At 34.6% G+C, this 17,105-nt stretch carries 14 protein-coding genes; 1 reads left to right on the forward strand and 13 read right to left on the reverse strand.

Features of this window, described 5'->3' with window-relative positions; all coding sequences use genetic code 11:
• Positions 1-47: 47 nt before the first annotated feature.
• The 7 genes from ACFSR1_RS10000 to ACFSR1_RS10030 all read right to left on the reverse strand — a co-directional run bounded on the left by ACFSR1_RS10000 (position 48) and on the right by ACFSR1_RS10030 (position 9,692).
• Entirely contained in the window at positions 48-839 is a 792-nt protein-coding gene (locus tag ACFSR1_RS10000; protein ID WP_378292058.1) for a LytTR family transcriptional regulator DNA-binding domain-containing protein, read from the reverse strand.
• Between the two features lie 161 nt (positions 840-1,000).
• Complete coding sequence (locus ACFSR1_RS10005; protein WP_378292060.1) at positions 1,001-1,183, reverse strand: CPXCG motif-containing cysteine-rich protein; 183 nt, start codon at positions 1,181-1,183, stop codon at positions 1,001-1,003.
• A gap of 5 nt (positions 1,184-1,188) precedes the next feature.
• Positions 1,189-2,559 carry a TolC family protein gene (locus tag ACFSR1_RS10010; protein ID WP_378292062.1) on the reverse strand — a complete coding sequence of 457 codons (1,371 nt, stop codon included), beginning with the start codon at positions 2,557-2,559 and terminating at the stop codon, positions 1,189-1,191.
• Complete coding sequence (locus ACFSR1_RS10015) at positions 2,531-5,755, reverse strand: efflux RND transporter permease subunit (protein WP_378292064.1); 3,225 nt, start codon at positions 5,753-5,755, stop codon at positions 2,531-2,533. Before ACFSR1_RS10015 ends, ACFSR1_RS10010 begins: the two co-directional genes overlap by 29 nt.
• A gap of 6 nt (positions 5,756-5,761) precedes the next feature.
• A complete protein-coding gene (locus tag ACFSR1_RS10020; RefSeq protein WP_378292066.1) occupies positions 5,762-6,925 on the reverse strand; it encodes an efflux RND transporter periplasmic adaptor subunit in 1,164 nt (387 codons plus the stop codon).
• A gap of 167 nt (positions 6,926-7,092) precedes the next feature.
• Positions 7,093-7,548 (reverse strand): MarR family winged helix-turn-helix transcriptional regulator, encoded by a 456-nt coding sequence (locus ACFSR1_RS10025; protein ID WP_378292068.1) that lies wholly within the window; start codon positions 7,546-7,548, stop codon positions 7,093-7,095.
• A 227-nt stretch (positions 7,549-7,775) separates the two neighbouring features.
• Complete coding sequence (locus ACFSR1_RS10030; RefSeq protein ID WP_378292070.1) at positions 7,776-9,692, reverse strand: ABC-F family ATP-binding cassette domain-containing protein; 1,917 nt, start codon at positions 9,690-9,692, stop codon at positions 7,776-7,778.
• Between the two features lie 56 nt (positions 9,693-9,748).
• Here ACFSR1_RS10030 and ACFSR1_RS10035 point away from each other — a divergent pair, with 56 nt between their 5' ends.
• Entirely contained in the window at positions 9,749-10,135 is a 387-nt protein-coding gene (locus ACFSR1_RS10035) for a DUF983 domain-containing protein (protein WP_378292072.1), read from the forward strand.
• On the opposite strand, the gene ACFSR1_RS10040 is transcribed toward ACFSR1_RS10035, so the two are convergent.
• From ACFSR1_RS10040 to ACFSR1_RS10065, 6 genes are all read right to left on the reverse strand, one after another.
• Positions 10,130-11,173: an NAD(P)/FAD-dependent oxidoreductase gene (locus ACFSR1_RS10040; protein WP_378292074.1), complete on the reverse strand. Its 1,044-nt coding sequence runs from the start codon at positions 11,171-11,173 to the stop codon at positions 10,130-10,132. The two genes, ACFSR1_RS10035 and ACFSR1_RS10040, sit on opposite strands and share 6 nt — an antisense overlap.
• 69 nt (positions 11,174-11,242) lie before the next feature.
• Entirely contained in the window at positions 11,243-12,133 is an 891-nt protein-coding gene (porN, locus tag ACFSR1_RS10045) for a type IX secretion system ring subunit PorN/GldN (protein WP_378292076.1), read from the reverse strand.
• A 15-nt stretch (positions 12,134-12,148) separates the two neighbouring features.
• The gene (gene porM / locus ACFSR1_RS10050) at positions 12,149-13,693 is read right to left on the reverse strand and encodes a type IX secretion system motor protein PorM/GldM (protein WP_378292078.1); all 1,545 of its coding nucleotides are present in this window, start codon (positions 13,691-13,693) and stop codon (positions 12,149-12,151) included.
• A gap of 42 nt (positions 13,694-13,735) precedes the next feature.
• Complete coding sequence (porL, locus tag ACFSR1_RS10055; RefSeq protein WP_378292080.1) at positions 13,736-14,362, reverse strand: type IX secretion system motor protein PorL/GldL; 627 nt, start codon at positions 14,360-14,362, stop codon at positions 13,736-13,738.
• Positions 14,363-14,457: 95 nt separating this feature from the next.
• Positions 14,458-15,825, reverse strand: a complete 1,368-nt coding sequence (gene porK, locus ACFSR1_RS10060; protein WP_378292082.1) for a T9SS ring complex lipoprotein PorK/GldK — start codon at positions 15,823-15,825, stop codon at positions 14,458-14,460.
• Positions 15,826-15,935: 110 nt separating this feature from the next.
• Complete coding sequence (locus ACFSR1_RS10065) at positions 15,936-17,099, reverse strand: formimidoylglutamase (protein WP_378292084.1); 1,164 nt, start codon at positions 17,097-17,099, stop codon at positions 15,936-15,938.
• Positions 17,100-17,105 lie beyond the last annotated feature (6 nt).

Below are 17,105 nucleotides of genomic sequence, written 5' to 3' on the forward strand. Positions count from 1 at the left end.
TGATTCTACATCAAAAATACAAACGGAAATTCCCATAGATGCCTATTTTAATGGGATTGGGGTGAATGATTCGATTTTTGGGGTGAATGATTCAAGAAGAGTACGTCCTTTTTGTATTTTTTTGAAACTGGCACTTCTACCTGAGTTAAACGTAAGGTGCTAGAATCTTTCCAATCAATAAATTGTGATGGATTTATAAGGTGTGATCGGTGCACTTGTACTAAGCTTGGAACAACTGAATGTATATTTTTCAGTGTTGTGCGCAAAAGCTTCTTTATAAGAATACCATCTTTGAGGTAATTGATTTCAACATAATTATCTGCACTGGATACACTTATCAGATTTGATAATTCAATCTGTAATACATCCAATTTATTGTCTCCTTTCAAAAAAATTTTTTCGCTTTCGATTCTTTCTACTTTCTTATTCAAAAACCATCTGGAAAAAACTAGAACTGCCAACAGTACAAAAAAGATTGGATAATAAATATTCAGCGTAAAATATTGAAACTGGTACGTTCCATTTATAATATCTGTTTTATAATATAAATAACATCCAACTAAGGCTATTATATTGTAAACGATAATATAGGCTATTTCCAAAGCAATATTCCAGGTTCTTATTTTTTTAAAGATTACATTTTGTACTGGTATGAGTATAAGATAACTCAAAAATGTAATGACTCCATAAAAAGGTAGTATTTGCAAACGAATCAAAAAAGAGAGATCCGAGGCATCAAAAGGAGCAATAAGAACTAAGAAAAGCGCCAACCAGACTCCAATAATAAATGCAACAATAGTATGATGTTTATATGAGGTATTTAAGTTTAGTGATTTCATTTTAGTTTTTGTACTACTTGCTTGATACCATTACAACAACTAAAATAAAACTTTCCAACGTATTGTACTTTATTTCTTTGACTCTGTTATTTAATATGGATTCCAGCCTACATTTCGATAAGCTCAATATGACACTTCGGAATAACAAAAACATCATACTACTACTGCTCAATACTCAAAGCCTCAAAAGACACTAGTTCCCGGTCTTCAAACCTAGGATGTAACTCTATGGGATTGCAGCATACTTCGCAATCCTCTACGTATGTTTGATACAGTACTGAAGGATCCAACAACATGGAAATCTCTTCCCAACAATAAGGACATTGAAAAAAATGTTCGAACATATAAACTAAAATTCAATATTTAATAATTGACCCGTGAGTTGTAGTAACTGTAACTCAGCTAACTTAGCATCATATTTCGCCAACGTTTTATTTGTTTGTGCTTGTATCAGGTTAATCTGAGCTTGTCTAAATTCTATAGAAGTGATCTGGCCAAGGTTAAATCGTTCTTTGGATCGTTCAAAATTGTTTTGATTCGTTAAAACATTTTGCTGCTGAATCTCATATACTTTTAAGCGGTTCTCATAATTCCCCAAGGCATTAGCAATATCTCTTTTTACCTGTTGCTCTACCTGAATTTTTGCTAATTCCTGATTATCTAAAGCAATTTTGGCATTCTTAACTCTAGTAATCGTACCACCACCATCAAAAAGGTTCCAACTTAAACTTACGCCTGCTGCTAAGGTATAGGTATCTCCGATATTACCAGGAAAAAAAGCTGAGGGTGGATTCCTGTTTTCATTCCAGCCATACGAACCAGTCAGACCGATAACTGGCAAATAACCCGACTTGCTAACCTTTACATCGTAATCACTTATGCGTATGTTGGTTTCGTTTTGTAATAGTGTCACATTATTTTCAGCTGACTTTTCTAAATAACTATCTATTTCTAATCTCGAAATAAAACTAACGATAGTATCTACCGTAAATTGTTTTTCCAACTCATTGTCGACAATTACATTTAGATCTCGTTTTGTATTAGCAAGCTGCTGTCTCGTATTTAACAAGTTTATGCTATCGTTAGCAACATCTACTTCAGCATTTAGTACATTTAATTTTGTGTTTTGACCATACTCAAATTGATAGGTAGATCTGGTTATTCGTTCTTTAGAAATTCTAAGTGTCTCCTCAAGAACTTGCTCATTCTCTGTCAATCTAGCAACTTCGTAATACACAGAAAATAACTGAAGCAATGTGTTTTCAATGGTTTCTCTGGCCTGTAACTCTGTGAGATTATACTGCTCTTTTAGTCTTTTATAATTATAAAATCGCCCCAAACCATCAAACAAGGTATAATTGAGATTAAGTGAAGCATTATATCTTTGTGTTTCAGCTCCTAAGATTTCAATATCTTCTCTTGGTAGTCCTGTATCTGGGTTAATTACCCCTGGAAATGAAGTAGTAGAAGATGTCTCCTGATAATTTGCACCTGTATTTGCTGCCAATGTAGGCAAATATCCCGAGTTTAATATTCCTTTGCTATTTTTTGCAGCTTCAATATTATTGGTGGCTATTAAAATTCCGTAATTATTCTCTAATGTCAAGCGGATCGCCTCTTGTTTTGTTAATTTTTGGGCGAAAGCGTTACCTCCGACCATAAACAAAAACAAGAATAATCTTACTATATATTTATGCTTGTAATTCAAGTTGCTCTTCATTTTCCTCTTTTTGTTCTTTTATAGCACGTTCTACTTCTTCTTTGGTAATTTTATTTCCGGTTGCCAACCATTTGGTGCCTACTTTGACCTTATTACTAAATGATAAGAATAGTGGCAATACTAACAAAGTAAGTACCGTTGCAAAGCCAATTCCATATGCTATAGAAATTGCCATTGGTATCAAGAATTTTGCCTGACGACTTTCTTCAAAAATCAAAGGTGCTAATCCTGCAATGGTAGTTAAAGACGTTAGAAAAATTGCTCTAAAACGAGATTTTCCTGCTTCATAAATAGCGCTATCAAATGTCATTCCGGCTTTAAGGTTGCTATTAAATTTACCTATGAGTACCAATCCATCGTTTACCATAATACCAATCAGTGCAATAATTCCTAATAATGATAAAATGTTAATCGGAAACCCATGTATCCAATGACCTAGTGCCACTGCAGGAAGACTTAAAGGAATCAACAATAGAAGCAATAAAGGTTGGCTATAGCTTCTAAATGTAAAAGCAATAGTGATATAGATCAATGCCAAAGCGGTAAGTCCAACAGGTCCTAAGGATCCGAGAAACTTACCGGCCTCTCGATTCTGACCTTCGTATGAGGGCGTTACTGTTGGATATTTAGCTATAATCTCCGGCATAATCACTGTTCTGATCTCATCTAAAACATCTGTAGAACTTGTAGTTTCTGGATCTTTTAAATCGGCAGAGATCTGAACTTCTCGTCTGCCATCCAGATGGTTTACAGCCACATCTCCTCGCTCTATAGAATAATCAACAATTTCACTTAATGGTATTCGCTCGCCAGTAGCAGTAGAAATTCTCATATTATCTAAATCCAAAATGGAAGACCGATTCTCTCTATCATAACGAACCCAAACGCGTATCTCATCCTGACCTCTTTGAAAACGTTGTGCTTGTACTCCAAAGAATCCACCTCGTACTTGTGCCATTACATCTCTTAGGTTGAGACCCAGTGCATAGGCACTCTCCTTAAGTTCCAGTCGAATTTCCTTTATCCCTGCAGGGTCATTATCCGCAACGTCCTTGAGCCTGGAATCATTTTCTAAAACTGTTTTAAACTCTTCTTTTGCAGCTTTTAATTCCTGGATATTACTTCCTAATAAAGAAACCGAAACTGGACTACCTCCAAAATTTCCTCCCGACCCAAAAATTAATCGCTCAGTCCCAAAAACAGGACCCACTTTTTCTCGTATTCGGTTCGCTACCAATCCGGAGTTTACCACATTAGGTCGCTCTTCTCCCGGTAACATATTAATACGAAGGGAGGCATTCGACGAAGAGGTTATGCTTCTAATTATATTTTCGAATAATTGTTTTCCTTCATAATCCTCACCTATCAAAAACTCTTCACTTAATTCTTTATTAACGATCCAGGCTTTTTCTTCGATCATAGAAATAATAGAATCCGTTATCTTTTCGTTGGTACCATTAGGCATTCCTAAATCCACCGAAATTACATCACTTGCAATACGAGGAAAAAATGAAGTTCTAACAATTCCTCCTCCTATACTTCCAATGGTGAATATGAGTATAACCATAAAAATAGAAAAAGTGAAAAATTTATTCTTTAGTGCAAAACTGAGTGTAGGACTATACATATTATCACGTAGCCATCTCATAATTTTATCACCAAACGTATTGATGTAACGCAATTTTGAAAACAACTTAGCGATACCTTTTTTGGGTTTTGCATCTTCTGCTCTTAAGGCTTTAGAATGTGCTAAATGTGCAGGAAGAATGATCAAAGCTTCTACTAATGAGACTGCAAGGGTAAGAATCACAATTACAGATACCTCTCCAAAGAAGTCACCGATACGTCCATCTAAAAACAAGAAAATTCCAAAAGCTATAATAGTAGTTAATATTGCCGAAACGATTGGTGGAATTACTTCCATTGTACCATCAATAGCTGCCTGTATCGGAGTTTTTCCTTTTTCGTAATGTTGATAGATATTTTCGGCTATTACAATACCATCATCTACTAAAATACCAATTACAATGATCATCCCGAAAAGTGATAATACATTAATGGTTACATTAAAATATCCCGCAAAAACGAACATTCCTAAAAAGGCAATCGGCAATCCAAAAGCCACCCAAAATGCTAAACGAGTATTTAGAAATAAGGATAAGAATATAAGCACCAAGAGCATTCCTATGATAGCATTTTCGGTAAGTAGTTTAGTGCGTTGTACTAAGGTGATAGAACGATCGCTAATAACATTTAGCTGAACGTTATTGTACTTTTGATTAAACTCTGTAATGTATTCTTTTGTTTTTTCTGCGGAAGAAATAAGGTCTTCGGTATTAGTACTTGTTATTTGAATGTTCACGGATAGATCACCATTAAAATAAGAAGCGTTAGGTGACTCTGAGAAACGATCTCTAATTTCTGCTACATCTTTCAGTCTAATGGTTCGTCCAGACGCATCCGCCCGGATGACTAAGTTAGCAAGTTCATTGGCGTAATACGATCGATTATTTGCACGAATAAGATACTCTTCTGCATTTGTTTTGATAGTACCTCCTGTAGTCAAAATATTTGCCCGACTTACTGCTTGTGCAACTTCATTAAAACTAAGCCTAAATGCCAGTAAATTATTTTCATTCACTGCTATTTCTATCTCTTCTTCAGGGTATCCACTAATACCAATCTGCGATATCCCATCTATCGCTCTTAGATCATTTTCGATCTGTCGAGCAATTTGTTTTAACGTACTAAGAGGGATGTCATTACCACTAACAGAAAAATTAATCGTTTGCCTAATTGCTTCTTGTTTGGACACAACTATAGGCTCCATTCCAGTAGGAAATGTAGGCACTCTATCTACAGCATTCTTGACCTCGAGTAGCATAAAATCAATGTCTTTTCCTTTTTCGATTTCGACATTAATACTACCGCTATTTTCTCTTGAGGTTGAGGTTACTCGTTCAACACCGGCTAATCCTTTAAGATTATCTTCTACTTTAAGAATAATTCCCTCTTCTACTTCTAATGGAGAGGCACCGGGATAAACAACATTTATACTTATGTTTTTAGAATCAGTAAGCGGAAAGAAAGACGACTTGAGCGAGAGTGCTCCAAAAATTCCAAATACGATAAATGCAATAACGATTACATCTACAGCAACGTGGTATCTGATGAAATAAGAAATGATCTTACGCATAATTACTTATTTGGAATTAGTACTAATTACATTGCTATCAGAAGTGGTAGGTTTCTTTCCTTTACCCTGATATATTTTCACCAACATACCTGCATAAGCTCCAGGAACAGGTTTATTAAGAATCACATCTCCATCAGGAACTCCGGTAAGGATGACTTTTTTTTCAGAAAAATAAACAGGTTGCACATCAATCATATCTAAAATACTATCTCTAACTACGAAAATCCTGTCTCCATCTTGAAGCAAATTACGATCAATCTCTATAGCATTCTCAGCTTTTCTTGCATCCAGACTTGCCTCTAGGTACATTCCTTCTTTAAGCGATGCATCTTTGACCTCAATAAAAGTGGTAATCGTTTGTGTAGCCTGATCTACCCTTCCGTTTATTCTGGTTACAATGCCTGTGTATGTTTTAGATGTATTAAGATCTGAAAGCACCACCGATTCTCCTATTTTTAATAAATCTGAATATTCTTTTCCTATAGCCACTTCAATTTCATAGGCACTGGTATCTATAAACTCTCCTAGTTTTTGTCCTTGACGAATCAGTGTTCCTTCAGTAACCAAAGCCTCTGTTAGCACTCCAGAAAATGGTGCGGAAATTCTATACTTAGACAAACGTTGTTCCAGATTTTTTACATTATAGTAGGTCGTATAGATATTACGTCCTGTAATAAAATATTTTTCTTTTTCTGAGGAAGTTTCCGGAAGTTCCGGTGTTACTTTATTAATATCAAAATTGGTAAGATAGTTTTGCCATTTATCGTAAATATCGGGATAATCGAGTCGTAAATCCGGCATTATAGAAGTAATCAGGTTATATAAATTACTTTTAGCAGACTGTACAGAGGCATAATACTCTGAAGCGTCAATTCGGATTAACGTTTGCCCTTTTTTATATTGCTGACCAGTTTTAAAAAGTTTAGAACCACCTCTAAAAACGCCTTGCACTTCAGAAAACAACTCTAATCTTCTTTTTGCAGTTAAATTACCATTAGCAGCTATTTTAATTGGCACCGTACCATTTTTAATGGTATCTACAAAAACGGTTTTAATCACTTTTGCAGATCTGGGCTTAACTCTGGTTTTACTATCAATCATTTTTTTTGCACCAAATAAAGCTCCGGCAATAAGTAATAACCCAAGAATACCAAGTATAATGTTTCTCATAGATAAATTTTGTTTAAGCTTGTCGCTTAAAAAGTTACACAAATCTATCAACAACAAGCTTTTGTTGCAGTTAAAGAACTCATAAAAAATCACCTCCCTAATTAAACTAAAAAAAGACATCTAAAGTAATTAGACGTCTTTTTTTAGTTTGTATGCTATTTAACTTATTAATCTGCTATCTCCGCAATTTTAGCTTTGATCTTTTTAAGTGTACTAATCAAATTTTCGATTTCTTCGTCACTCAAACTTTCCTGTACTGCCGGGATAAGATCATACATAATAGGAGTTACCTTCTCGATCACTTCTTTTCCATAATCGGTAAGGAAGATTCTATTTACTCTTCTATCGTTTTCATCACTTTTTCTAACCACAAGATTTTTACTTTCCATAGTATTAACCAATCTGGTCATAGAAGTCTTATCTCTATGGGTAATAAAAGCCAAATCATTTTGCGGTTGCCCATCATTTACCTTCAAACGCTTCAAAACACTCCATTGTTCTTTGGATAAATCCAAACCATTTTCACCAAAGGCTTTCTGAACTAAAAACCCAAAATCATAATGAATCTTTCCAACCCAAGATAGTGCGTGAGCATTTAAGTCGATGGCTTTTGTATCATTCATACATTGTATAATTTAATTTACAAATACAAAAATATCTATAAATATTCAGTTGAACCTGAAACTAACGATAAAAATTATCATCAAGTATATGATTTGTTTTCATCTTAACATTCAGGTAACATACTATAATTCAAGGATCTTTAAAAATAGAGGTGTTACAATGCGAGAGTCTTAATTTACATCTCAGTTTTTTGAATAATTTTCTAATATCACCTCTAAAACAAGGATTAAGACAATGTATCTATTTCTTCTTGTAAAGTTTCCCAATTTTCCATCAAAGAAGCTAATTTGTCTTTTTTTGCTTGATACTTATCGAAAAAATCCGGCTCTGCAATAGTCTGGTCATAATTGATCGCTAACTCCACATCTATTTCTTTGATTTCTTTTTCGATTTTATTAATCTTGGACTCTACGTTACTTAACTTATTATTAAGCGATTTTAATTTTTTTTGATTCTCGTAGGATTGTTTTGCAGTTTCTTTTGTTTCTGAGGCTGATTTTGCTTGTTTATCTTTCTTTTCAATATCGCGAAGATTATCTACTCGTCTCTGCTCTAAGTAATAATCAATATCCCCAAGATACTCTTTAATTTGTTTATTCTTAAATTCATATACTGTATTGGTTAACCCTTGCAGAAAATCCCTGTCGTGCGACACCAAAATCAATGTGCCTTCAAAACTTTTGAGCGCCTCTTTCAGAATGTTCTTTGACTTAATATCTAAATGGTTTGTAGGTTCATCCATAACCAATACATTAAATGGCTCTAAAAGCATTTTACACAGAGCTAATCGATTACGCTCACCTCCAGAAAGCACTTTTACTTTTTTATCTACTTCATCACCTCTAAATAAAAATGCTCCTAGCATATCCCTTACTTTACTTCGGGTCTTTTCGTTTGCCGCATTTATCATCGTGTCGTGAATCGTTATTTCGCCATCCAGATATTCGGATTGATTCTGTGCAAAATATCCGATCTGCACATTATGGCCTAGTTTTAGATTACCAGTATGTGATATCTCATCGATTATGATCTTAGCTAAAGTAGATTTCCCTTGTCCATTCTGTCCTACAAACGCAGTTTTTGAACCACGTTCTACTAATAAATTAATATCCTTCAGAATCTCTTTTTCTCCATAGTTTTTTCCCACTTGCTCAGCCTCGATTACAACCTTACCCGGTTGTACACTTACCGGAAAACTAATATTCATTACAGCGTTATCATCCTCATCAACTTCAATACGTTCTACTTTGTCTAATTTTTTGATAAGTGATTGCGCCATCGAAGCTTTTGTTGCTTTTGCTCTAAACTTCTCTATTAACTTTTCGGTTTGCTCAATTTGTTTGGATTGATTTTTCTGAGCAGCGAGTTGTTGATCTCGTATTTCTTTGCGAAGTACTAAATATTTAGAATATGGCTTATTATAATCGTAAATCCTTCCTAATGATATTTCAATCGTTCTATTGGTTACATTATCCAAAAACATTTTATCGTGAGAAACAATAACTACAACTCCTGGATAGTTTTTTAAAAAACTTTCTAACCATATGATAGATTCTATATCCAAATGGTTAGTAGGCTCATCCAATAAAAGAACATCATTATTTTGTAATAATAATTTTGCCAATTCTATCCTCATACGCCAACCTCCGGAAAAAGTATCAGTAAGCTTATCAAAATCTTCTCTAACAAATCCCAATCCTTGTAATACACGTTCTGTTTCTCCTTGATAGTTATATCCTCCGAGAATCTCATATTGATGCGTGTGATCACTTAAATCTGTTATCAGCTGATTATAACTCTCGCTTTCATAATCTGTGCGCTCAGCAAGTTGTGCATTAATCTCATCAATTTCTCTCTCTATCTTTTTGATTTCAGTAAAGGCTTCGTATGACTCTTCCAAAACAGTTCTTCCTAAAACAAAATCTATATCCTGTTTTAGAAAACCAATCTTTACCTCTTTATCCATAGCAATCTGCCCAGAATCCGGTTCCTGCTCTTTGGATAAAATTTTAAGCATTGTTGACTTTCCTGCTCCATTCTTTCCTACCAGACCCACTCGATCTCCTGCATTTAATCTAAAGGCTATTTCTTCGAAAAGATATTCTCCTCCAAACGAAATTGAAAGGTTATGTATGTTTAACATCAGCTTTTGAATATTTTCTGCAAAGATGACTAATTTTGTGATAGAATAAAAGTACTATGAACTTCTTGAAAGGAACTAAAATATATAGCATCTTTACAGGTACCTGCCCTGTTTGTCAGAACGAAAGCATGTATAAAGAGCAAAATCCTTATAAATTGGGAAAAGTTTTCCAAATGCATGAACGCTGTAGTCATTGTAACACTAAATATAAGATAGAACCTTCTTTTTTTTACGGAGCAATGTATGTGAGTTACGGCGTGGGTATTGCCTTTGCGATAGCAGCTTTTGTAATTGGCAATCTTTTTTTAAAAATGAACCTCCTAAATACTTTTTTCACGATTGTGGGAACACTTATAGTATTTTTCCCAATAATCCTTAGATTATCAAGAAACATCTGGATTAATATTTTTATGCATTATGGAAAAAAGAAAAACTCATTATAGTTTTTCAAAACGTTTGATGTCTATTTCTTTGTCTAAAAGCTTTTCTTTTTCGATGTGATCATAGAGTTTTTCTGCCACATATGGCCCTATCAATATCCCTCTGCTTCCCAGTCCATTTATAATGTGCATATTTTTATGCTCAGGATGCGTACCTATTAATGGTCTTCGGTCTCTTGTTGTAGGTCTTATTCCTGCTTCCTGATCCACTACCTCATAATCCACTTTTAGGAAACGCTCTAATTTACTTTGTAATTCTTCTTTCGCAGATTTAGTAGTATTCGGAGTCTTATCCTGATTGTTGTAGGTAGCGCCTACTTTATATAAATCATCACCTAGCGGAATAATAAAGATGGATGACTTTACTGCTTCTTCTAATTTCAACCTTTTGGATTTAATTGTTATATACTCCCCTTTATTACCTATCAGCGGTAAATAGTTAAAAAAAGGATTGTTTCTGACTCCATAACCTTCAGAAAAAACAATATTTCTTGCTTTTATACCTTTATATTCTATAAAATCTTCTGTAATTACCAATTGATCATACTGAAAAGATTCTTTCATAAGTTTCTTCTTTTTCTCTACATTTTGCAGATATAAAGACAACATCCTTTTAACATTGATTCTCCCTGTATGTTTTACTTTTCCGTAATGAAAAGAAATATCGAGTGCGTCATTTTCATTACGAACTAATTCTGAAGAAAGAAACCTATCCAAAATAGGCTTATCACAAGCCTCAAACCATAGGTTTTGCTCTTCAACACTATTAAACCTTCTTAGAACTGCAAGCTCAGAAATTATAGATTCTCCAAGTTTATCCTCTATACCCTTATAAACCGATAGTGCCAACTGTAATTGTTCAGAAGCAAGCCAAGCCGCCGTAAACCTTTTTAGTATAACTGGGTTGTACAATCCTCCTGCCACTCTAGAAGATTTCTCGGAATAATTTTCGTAAACGGTGTACGATTTATTGTTATTCTCTAGTTTATCTACAAAAGCCAATCCTGCTAATCCAAAGCCAACAACTATATAATCTATCATAAATCAAAAATAACAAAACGCCCAACGAATACGTTGGGCGTCTTTAATATTATTTAGAAACAATAGAGCTTAATAACTCCACATGTCCATTTCAAAGTTTCTGATACTCTCTTTAATTCTTTCGCTTTCTAACAATTGCATCAAAGCGTTATCTATGATATAGTCGTTAACTTCCCGGTCACCCTGAATGTTATCTTCCTTATATATAACAGAATTAAATCGTCTGGCATTAAGCACGTGATCATACGTAAAAGGCATAGAAGTATTTTTTCTATTAAATGCTTTTGCGTTATGCAGTATCTCTCTTACATCAGGATACCAAACCCAAAATAATGGAACCATATCCGGCTCATCATCGTTTATAAAGTTTACATCCGGTGCAACAGGAGCAATACCTAATAATCTATATCTTAATTCTCCCTGACGCTTGTCAAAATACCAATATCCTCTGATCTGATATTCAGCAATATCTGCAGCACTAATAGTAGTAACCTCAACATACTGAGGGTCTACAGGTTCGCCTGCATTAAATTGCTCATATCCTAAATCCAGTGTATCAATTTTTGACAAAGTACCATCAAGATCACTTAATGTACGTGTTTCTGTAAAATATGAATCTGCATAAATTTTCTTGATTTTACCATTTTTAACGTTTGATAACAAAACATCGTATAATGCACGTCTATCTGCTCCTATATTAACCGTATCGATTGGATAATATAATGGAAAATTAATACGCTCATCAAGATCAATTGTTTCCCAAGTCGTCTTAGCCCAAAGCACATCACGCTCATCCACGTAACCGTACTCTAACGGAAGGTCATTATCCAATTGAATCTGCTCAATTGTCTTCTTTCCGATATCTTCTGGACTATCAGCATTTAAAATGTTAGCCTGACCAAACGAAAACAAGGTCACGAATAGGCCAAAAACGGTTAATAACAAATTTCTCAAATTCATAATCATTAGTTTATTTTAGTTCGTTAACTCAACGATAACCGGAGATATTTTCTTTAATTTATATCCTGCATTAGTTGTTAACTGTGCTTTAATGTCTATTACCTGAACAGAAGATCCTCTTTTTGCCTTTTTAAGTGCAGATTTTGCTCTTGAATCTAATCTACCGCCTCTTACACTAACAGTTGGCTGACCTTCTACTTTAAACTTAAAGCCTGTTACTTTTAATTTAATATCAAAATCAAAGTCCGGTAGGATCGCTCCAATCGAAGCCTTATCTAAACCACTTTTAGACATCTTGATGCTACCATCTTCACCTCTTACAGTTCCTACTGGTCTAGGAATATCTTTAATTCTGAATTTCTTACTATCACTTACAGTAGATCCATTTGGCAACTTACCGCTTACTTTAATCGCTACCTCTCTAGCCTTAACCGTAGTAACGTTCATCACGTATTTACCGGCTCCACCTCTCTTTTTTAAACCAGGTGCAGTAGCATTTACACTAGGAACACCAGGAATAGAAATCGTCATTGGATTCTGTACTCCACGATAAACCACATTCATTTTATCAGCCGAAATAACCGCTGAATTAGGTTTAGGTATTACCGCATATGAACTCTCAATAGGTATAGTAACTATCGAATCACCTTCTTTAAACTGGAACTCTCCCTTAATATCTCTTTCACCAACATTACCAGCTGGGAAATCAAGAATAGTTTGACCCTCTTGCATAGATTCAGGCTCAAGTTCTTTACCGTTAACAACCACTTTATAAGCTTTTAAAGTTTTATCTTTCTTACCTAGAATGATACGCCCTTTAAATTTCTCACCGCTAAAAAAAGCCGTTTTATCCGGAACAACAATTGCTTCAAAATTCGATAAAGACACCTCAGACTCTAACTGTCCTGATAACATTGCAGAAAGTACTTTACTTTCTGTAGTTTTGATATCATTCTGCATTTGTGTCAATTTAGTAATTGACGCAATCATTGGAAATCCTTCAAAGCTATACTTTAACCAATCTACTTTTACTTCATCTCTATTCTCAACTTTATCAGTTGAAAATTCTTTTTCAATATCGCCTGCAATTTTTGGATACTTCTCACTTATAACTGCACTTACACTAGTTCTATATTCGTCAACTTTCTTAACAAACTCCTGACCAGCTGCAGTTATATTACCACTTTTGAAAAAGTACTCATCTAATACGGTATTCTTGTCCATTACTTGATAGTCAGTTGGATCAGAAACATCCTTTAAAATTGTTGACTTTAAGTTATCAATATAACCATATAAGTCATTTGAACTAGCACTTATCTTATCGGCACTTTCTTTTAAAGGCTGATATTTTGCCGGTTGTTCAGAAACTTTGTCTGCTAGACCACCCATGAAAGCTTGATTTCTTTCGGTAGTTGTACTATTAGCTGCAGACAACTTTTCATTCATCAAACCGAAAGCTGCTAATACTTCTTTTGACATATTTAATGCCATCATCGCTATAAATACCAAGTACATAAGATTGATCATCTTCTGCCTTGGTGATAATTTTCCTCCTGCCATATTTCTATATTTTGGTAGTTATTTTTTAAATTAAGTTAAATACTAGTTTCTGTTCATAGCACTTAACATACCACCATATACTCCATTAAGAGAAGATAAATTACTAGCAAGACTTTCCATTTGATCCTTAAGCTTCTGAGCATTATCAGCAATAGCTTGATTAGCTTCTGCCTGAGACGCTGAAGATTCTAATTGAACTTTATAAAGACTATTTAGAGACTCTAATGAAGCAGCAGCTTTTTGCATTTCTTCACTATATTTTTTCTGACCTTGAATAGAATCAATCGTTGGTGCAATTCCTTTTGCAGCTCCTTCGAAGTTACGGATACTGTCACCTAGGCTACTCATAAGGCTAGAATCTACTCTTGCTTCTTTAAGCATTTCATCTAATTTCTTAGACAACATTCCTTCTGGAGTTTGATTTTCTTTCTTATCTTTTTTGTTACCTCCAGCTAATTCTGGATATACTAAAGACCAATCTAAATCATCATCCACAGGTTCGAAAGCAGAAACGGTAAATACCAATGCTTCCGTAATTAGACCAATGATAAGCATTTCGTTACCAAAAGGCCAGTGCATAATTTTAAATAATGCTCCAAGGATTACTACGGCTGCTCCCAGACCGTATACCATATTCATTAATTTCTTGCTTGATTTTGAATTTGCCATAATAAATGTGTTTAGTTTTTTAAATTTTTTAAAAAATCTTAAATTAAAAAAGGGTTAGTAATTAGGGTTTTGATAGATAAATTTTGGGACTTATTCTAATTTCTAGTATTATCTTCTCCAGTAACGTCAGTACCCATATAATCCTGTACGGTTCTGAATCCGATATAACTTCTAGCTGAATCTGCGTATTCGTAATCTCTGGTACTTACCTGTAGGAAATAAGCAACATCTTTCCAAGATCCACCACGCACAACTTTTCGTTTGTTCTCATCATCATTGACATTTGGGTTCATTGATGATACATATTCATAGGCTGCAGGGTCATAAGAAGACTGCACCCATTCTGAAACATTACCTGCCATATTGTATAGGTTATAATCATTAGGCTCAAATGTTTTTGCTTCTACTGTATACAAGAAGTTATCCGCTGCATAATTACCTCTTAAAGGCTTAAAATTAGCTAAGAAACAACCTCTGTCATTCAACGCATAAGGTCCACCCCAAGGGTATGTTCCAGACTCCAATCCACCTCTAGCCGCGTATTCCCACTCAGCTTCTGTAGGTAGTCTAAAATAATTTACGAACTCCTTATTACGTTTTTTCTGATAAGAATTCTTTTCGATAGTCCTCCAAGTACAAAAAGCTTTTGCCTGCTCCCAGGAAACACCTACTACCGGATAATCATCGTATGAACTATGCCAGAAATAATCATTGTGCATTGGTTCATTATAAGAATAATTGAAATCTTTAATCCAAACAGTTGTATCCGGGTATACCTCGATCACTGTTTCTTTAACGAAATCTTTCCTTCTTCCTTTTTTAGCTCGGGCAGCTGCCTGAATATCCATCCAAGTAAACCTAAACTTAAAGTTTTGTACATCGAAAGTTCTTCTACCATTATAAGATTCTTCTAATGGTATATATAATGAATCCATTACTTCAGTGTAAAATTCATCCGGATAATCTTCAGTATCCCATTCGATATCTATGTCTTTGTTAAGTTTTCGACCTTCATAGCCAGTTTCTCCGGTACCACTATAGTTGTCGTAAACATATTTTTCGTATACAGACATATCCTCGGTATTTGCATCAAGAAATGCATATTCTCCGATTCCATCGTCTCCAGGAGTTTTTCCCAATTCATCAGCCATTATAGCCAACTTCATCCTTACGGTAGAATCACGAACCCAACGAACAAACTGTCTGTATTCACTATTAGTAACTTCAGTTTCGTCCATGTAGAAAGATCGAACGGTAACTGTCTTTGTAGGCGCATTGGCTAATGCTGCCTTGTCATCATCGGATTTACCCATAATAAATGATCCTCCGGGGATGAGGGCCATTCCATAAGGTTTCTCAGGATGCCATTTTTTACCCTTTACTCCAACTAGTTCTCCGCGGTTTCCTCCGCCACAACTATATAGCATTGCTACAATAGCAAAGAGTGATACAAATTTCTTCATAACGTGTTTTAGGTTAAGATCTTCGAGATTTAAGGTGGTAAACCTATTTATTTATTTCCAGAAAAACAATTTTTTTCCAAAAAAAACCTTAAATCTCCCTAATAAAAATGTTAAACTTCGTTTTTTCGTTTTGCCTTATACCATCTTTCAGGTATTTCTTGATTACAAGCACGCTCATAATCGTTGTATGTGCAAGGTAATAACGTGTGTCTTTTCAATTTATTATTTCCAGATGAAATAAATGGTATTTCTATCCACCATCTTTCTGTTTTATGACTTTTATAAAATGAAAGAACTTCATCTTCTACCGGTACATTATAGTGAAGTGTTCCTGATTGATTTTTGATATTCAGTTCATTTGATCTGTAATTAACACCCTCAATAAAATACCAAAGTATCTGTGCAATTAAAAGCGTAGTTGTTTCTTCTTGTTTGAAATTTTTAAATTCATAAACACCAAAACTCTTTACCTTATCGCTTATACCGGCATACCTTGCAATCGCACAAATCTCTCTTCCATTAAAACCGTTTGGTGAGGCGTACTGATAATTAAGACATGTAGAGCTCATCGCTCCAAGATCTATAGCAACAATATCCGCATCCCGCATAATCGGTTCGACAATAGTAACATCAGATATTACTTCTCCTAATCGATAGGCATCAAAATATAATTTTTCGATAAGATCTATTTCTTCTTGAGAATTAAAGTACGTCTGATACCCTATATTACTATAATTAAAAAGATTATAAGGCTGTTCTACAATAATTTTACCGACAAAAGAAGTATTAGTTATCGGTTGTGAGGTGTTTCCTAAATCAAATTTACTATCTACATTGACCAGATTAACCATCCTTTCTAAAATATCAAAGGCACGATATTGGCCATAAACTAAATCCTGACTTCCACCAATTATTAAAGGAATTACATTTTTCTGAAGAAGTGTAGAAAGCACATCCTTCATCAGGAAATAAGTATCGCTTACCTCTTCTCCCGGAACAATATCTCCCAAATCAACAATTGCCTTATCCCAATTACCAGGAAAGAGATCGTACAAAGATTTGCGTATGCTATCAAAATAAACTTCTTCTCCCAGGAAATTAATGTCGTTTCTATTCTCCCTAACTCCGATAATCGCAATATCAACTTTATCTAAATCAGGAACACCGTAATCAGCTGTATGTATTTTAATTTGTTTACCCAGTGATTGATCTGGAAGCAATGCAACATGTGCAGCCACTATATCACTAACTGGTGCAAGAAATTCTAAAGACATATGATA

The organism is Aquimarina rubra (assembly GCF_042684305.1).
Taxonomy (GTDB): domain Bacteria; phylum Bacteroidota; class Bacteroidia; order Flavobacteriales; family Flavobacteriaceae; genus Aquimarina; species Aquimarina rubra.

Bases quoted from the DNA above. Each gene is read 5' to 3' on its own strand.
- ACFSR1_RS10000 (WP_378292058.1), bottom strand. From the start codon at position 839: ATGAAATCACTAAACTTAAATACCTCATATAAACATCATACTATTGTT.
- ACFSR1_RS10005 (WP_378292060.1), bottom strand. From the start codon at position 1,183: ATGTTCGAACATTTTTTTCAATGTCCTTATTGTTGGGAAGAGATTTCC.
- ACFSR1_RS10010 (WP_378292062.1), bottom strand. From the start codon at position 2,559: ATGAAGAGCAACTTGAATTACAAGCATAAATATATAGTAAGATTATTC.
- ACFSR1_RS10015 (WP_378292064.1), bottom strand. From the start codon at position 5,755: ATGCGTAAGATCATTTCTTATTTCATCAGATACCACGTTGCTGTAGAT.
- ACFSR1_RS10020 (WP_378292066.1), bottom strand. From the start codon at position 6,925: ATGAGAAACATTATACTTGGTATTCTTGGGTTATTACTTATTGCCGGA.
- ACFSR1_RS10025 (WP_378292068.1), bottom strand. From the start codon at position 7,548: ATGAATGATACAAAAGCCATCGACTTAAATGCTCACGCACTATCTTGG.
- ACFSR1_RS10030 (WP_378292070.1), bottom strand. From the start codon at position 9,692: ATGTTAAACATACATAACCTTTCAATTTCGTTTGGAGGAGAATATCTT.
- ACFSR1_RS10035 (WP_378292072.1), top strand. From the start codon at position 9,749: ATGAACTTCTTGAAAGGAACTAAAATATATAGCATCTTTACAGGTACC.
- ACFSR1_RS10040 (WP_378292074.1), bottom strand. From the start codon at position 11,173: ATGATAGATTATATAGTTGTTGGCTTTGGATTAGCAGGATTGGCTTTT.
- porN (WP_378292076.1), bottom strand. From the start codon at position 12,133: ATGAATTTGAGAAATTTGTTATTAACCGTTTTTGGCCTATTCGTGACC.
- porM (WP_378292078.1), bottom strand. From the start codon at position 13,693: ATGGCAGGAGGAAAATTATCACCAAGGCAGAAGATGATCAATCTTATG.
- porL (WP_378292080.1), bottom strand. From the start codon at position 14,362: ATGGCAAATTCAAAATCAAGCAAGAAATTAATGAATATGGTATACGGT.
- porK (WP_378292082.1), bottom strand. From the start codon at position 15,825: ATGAAGAAATTTGTATCACTCTTTGCTATTGTAGCAATGCTATATAGT.
- ACFSR1_RS10065 (WP_378292084.1), bottom strand. From the start codon at position 17,099: ATGTCTTTAGAATTTCTTGCACCAGTTAGTGATATAGTGGCTGCACAT.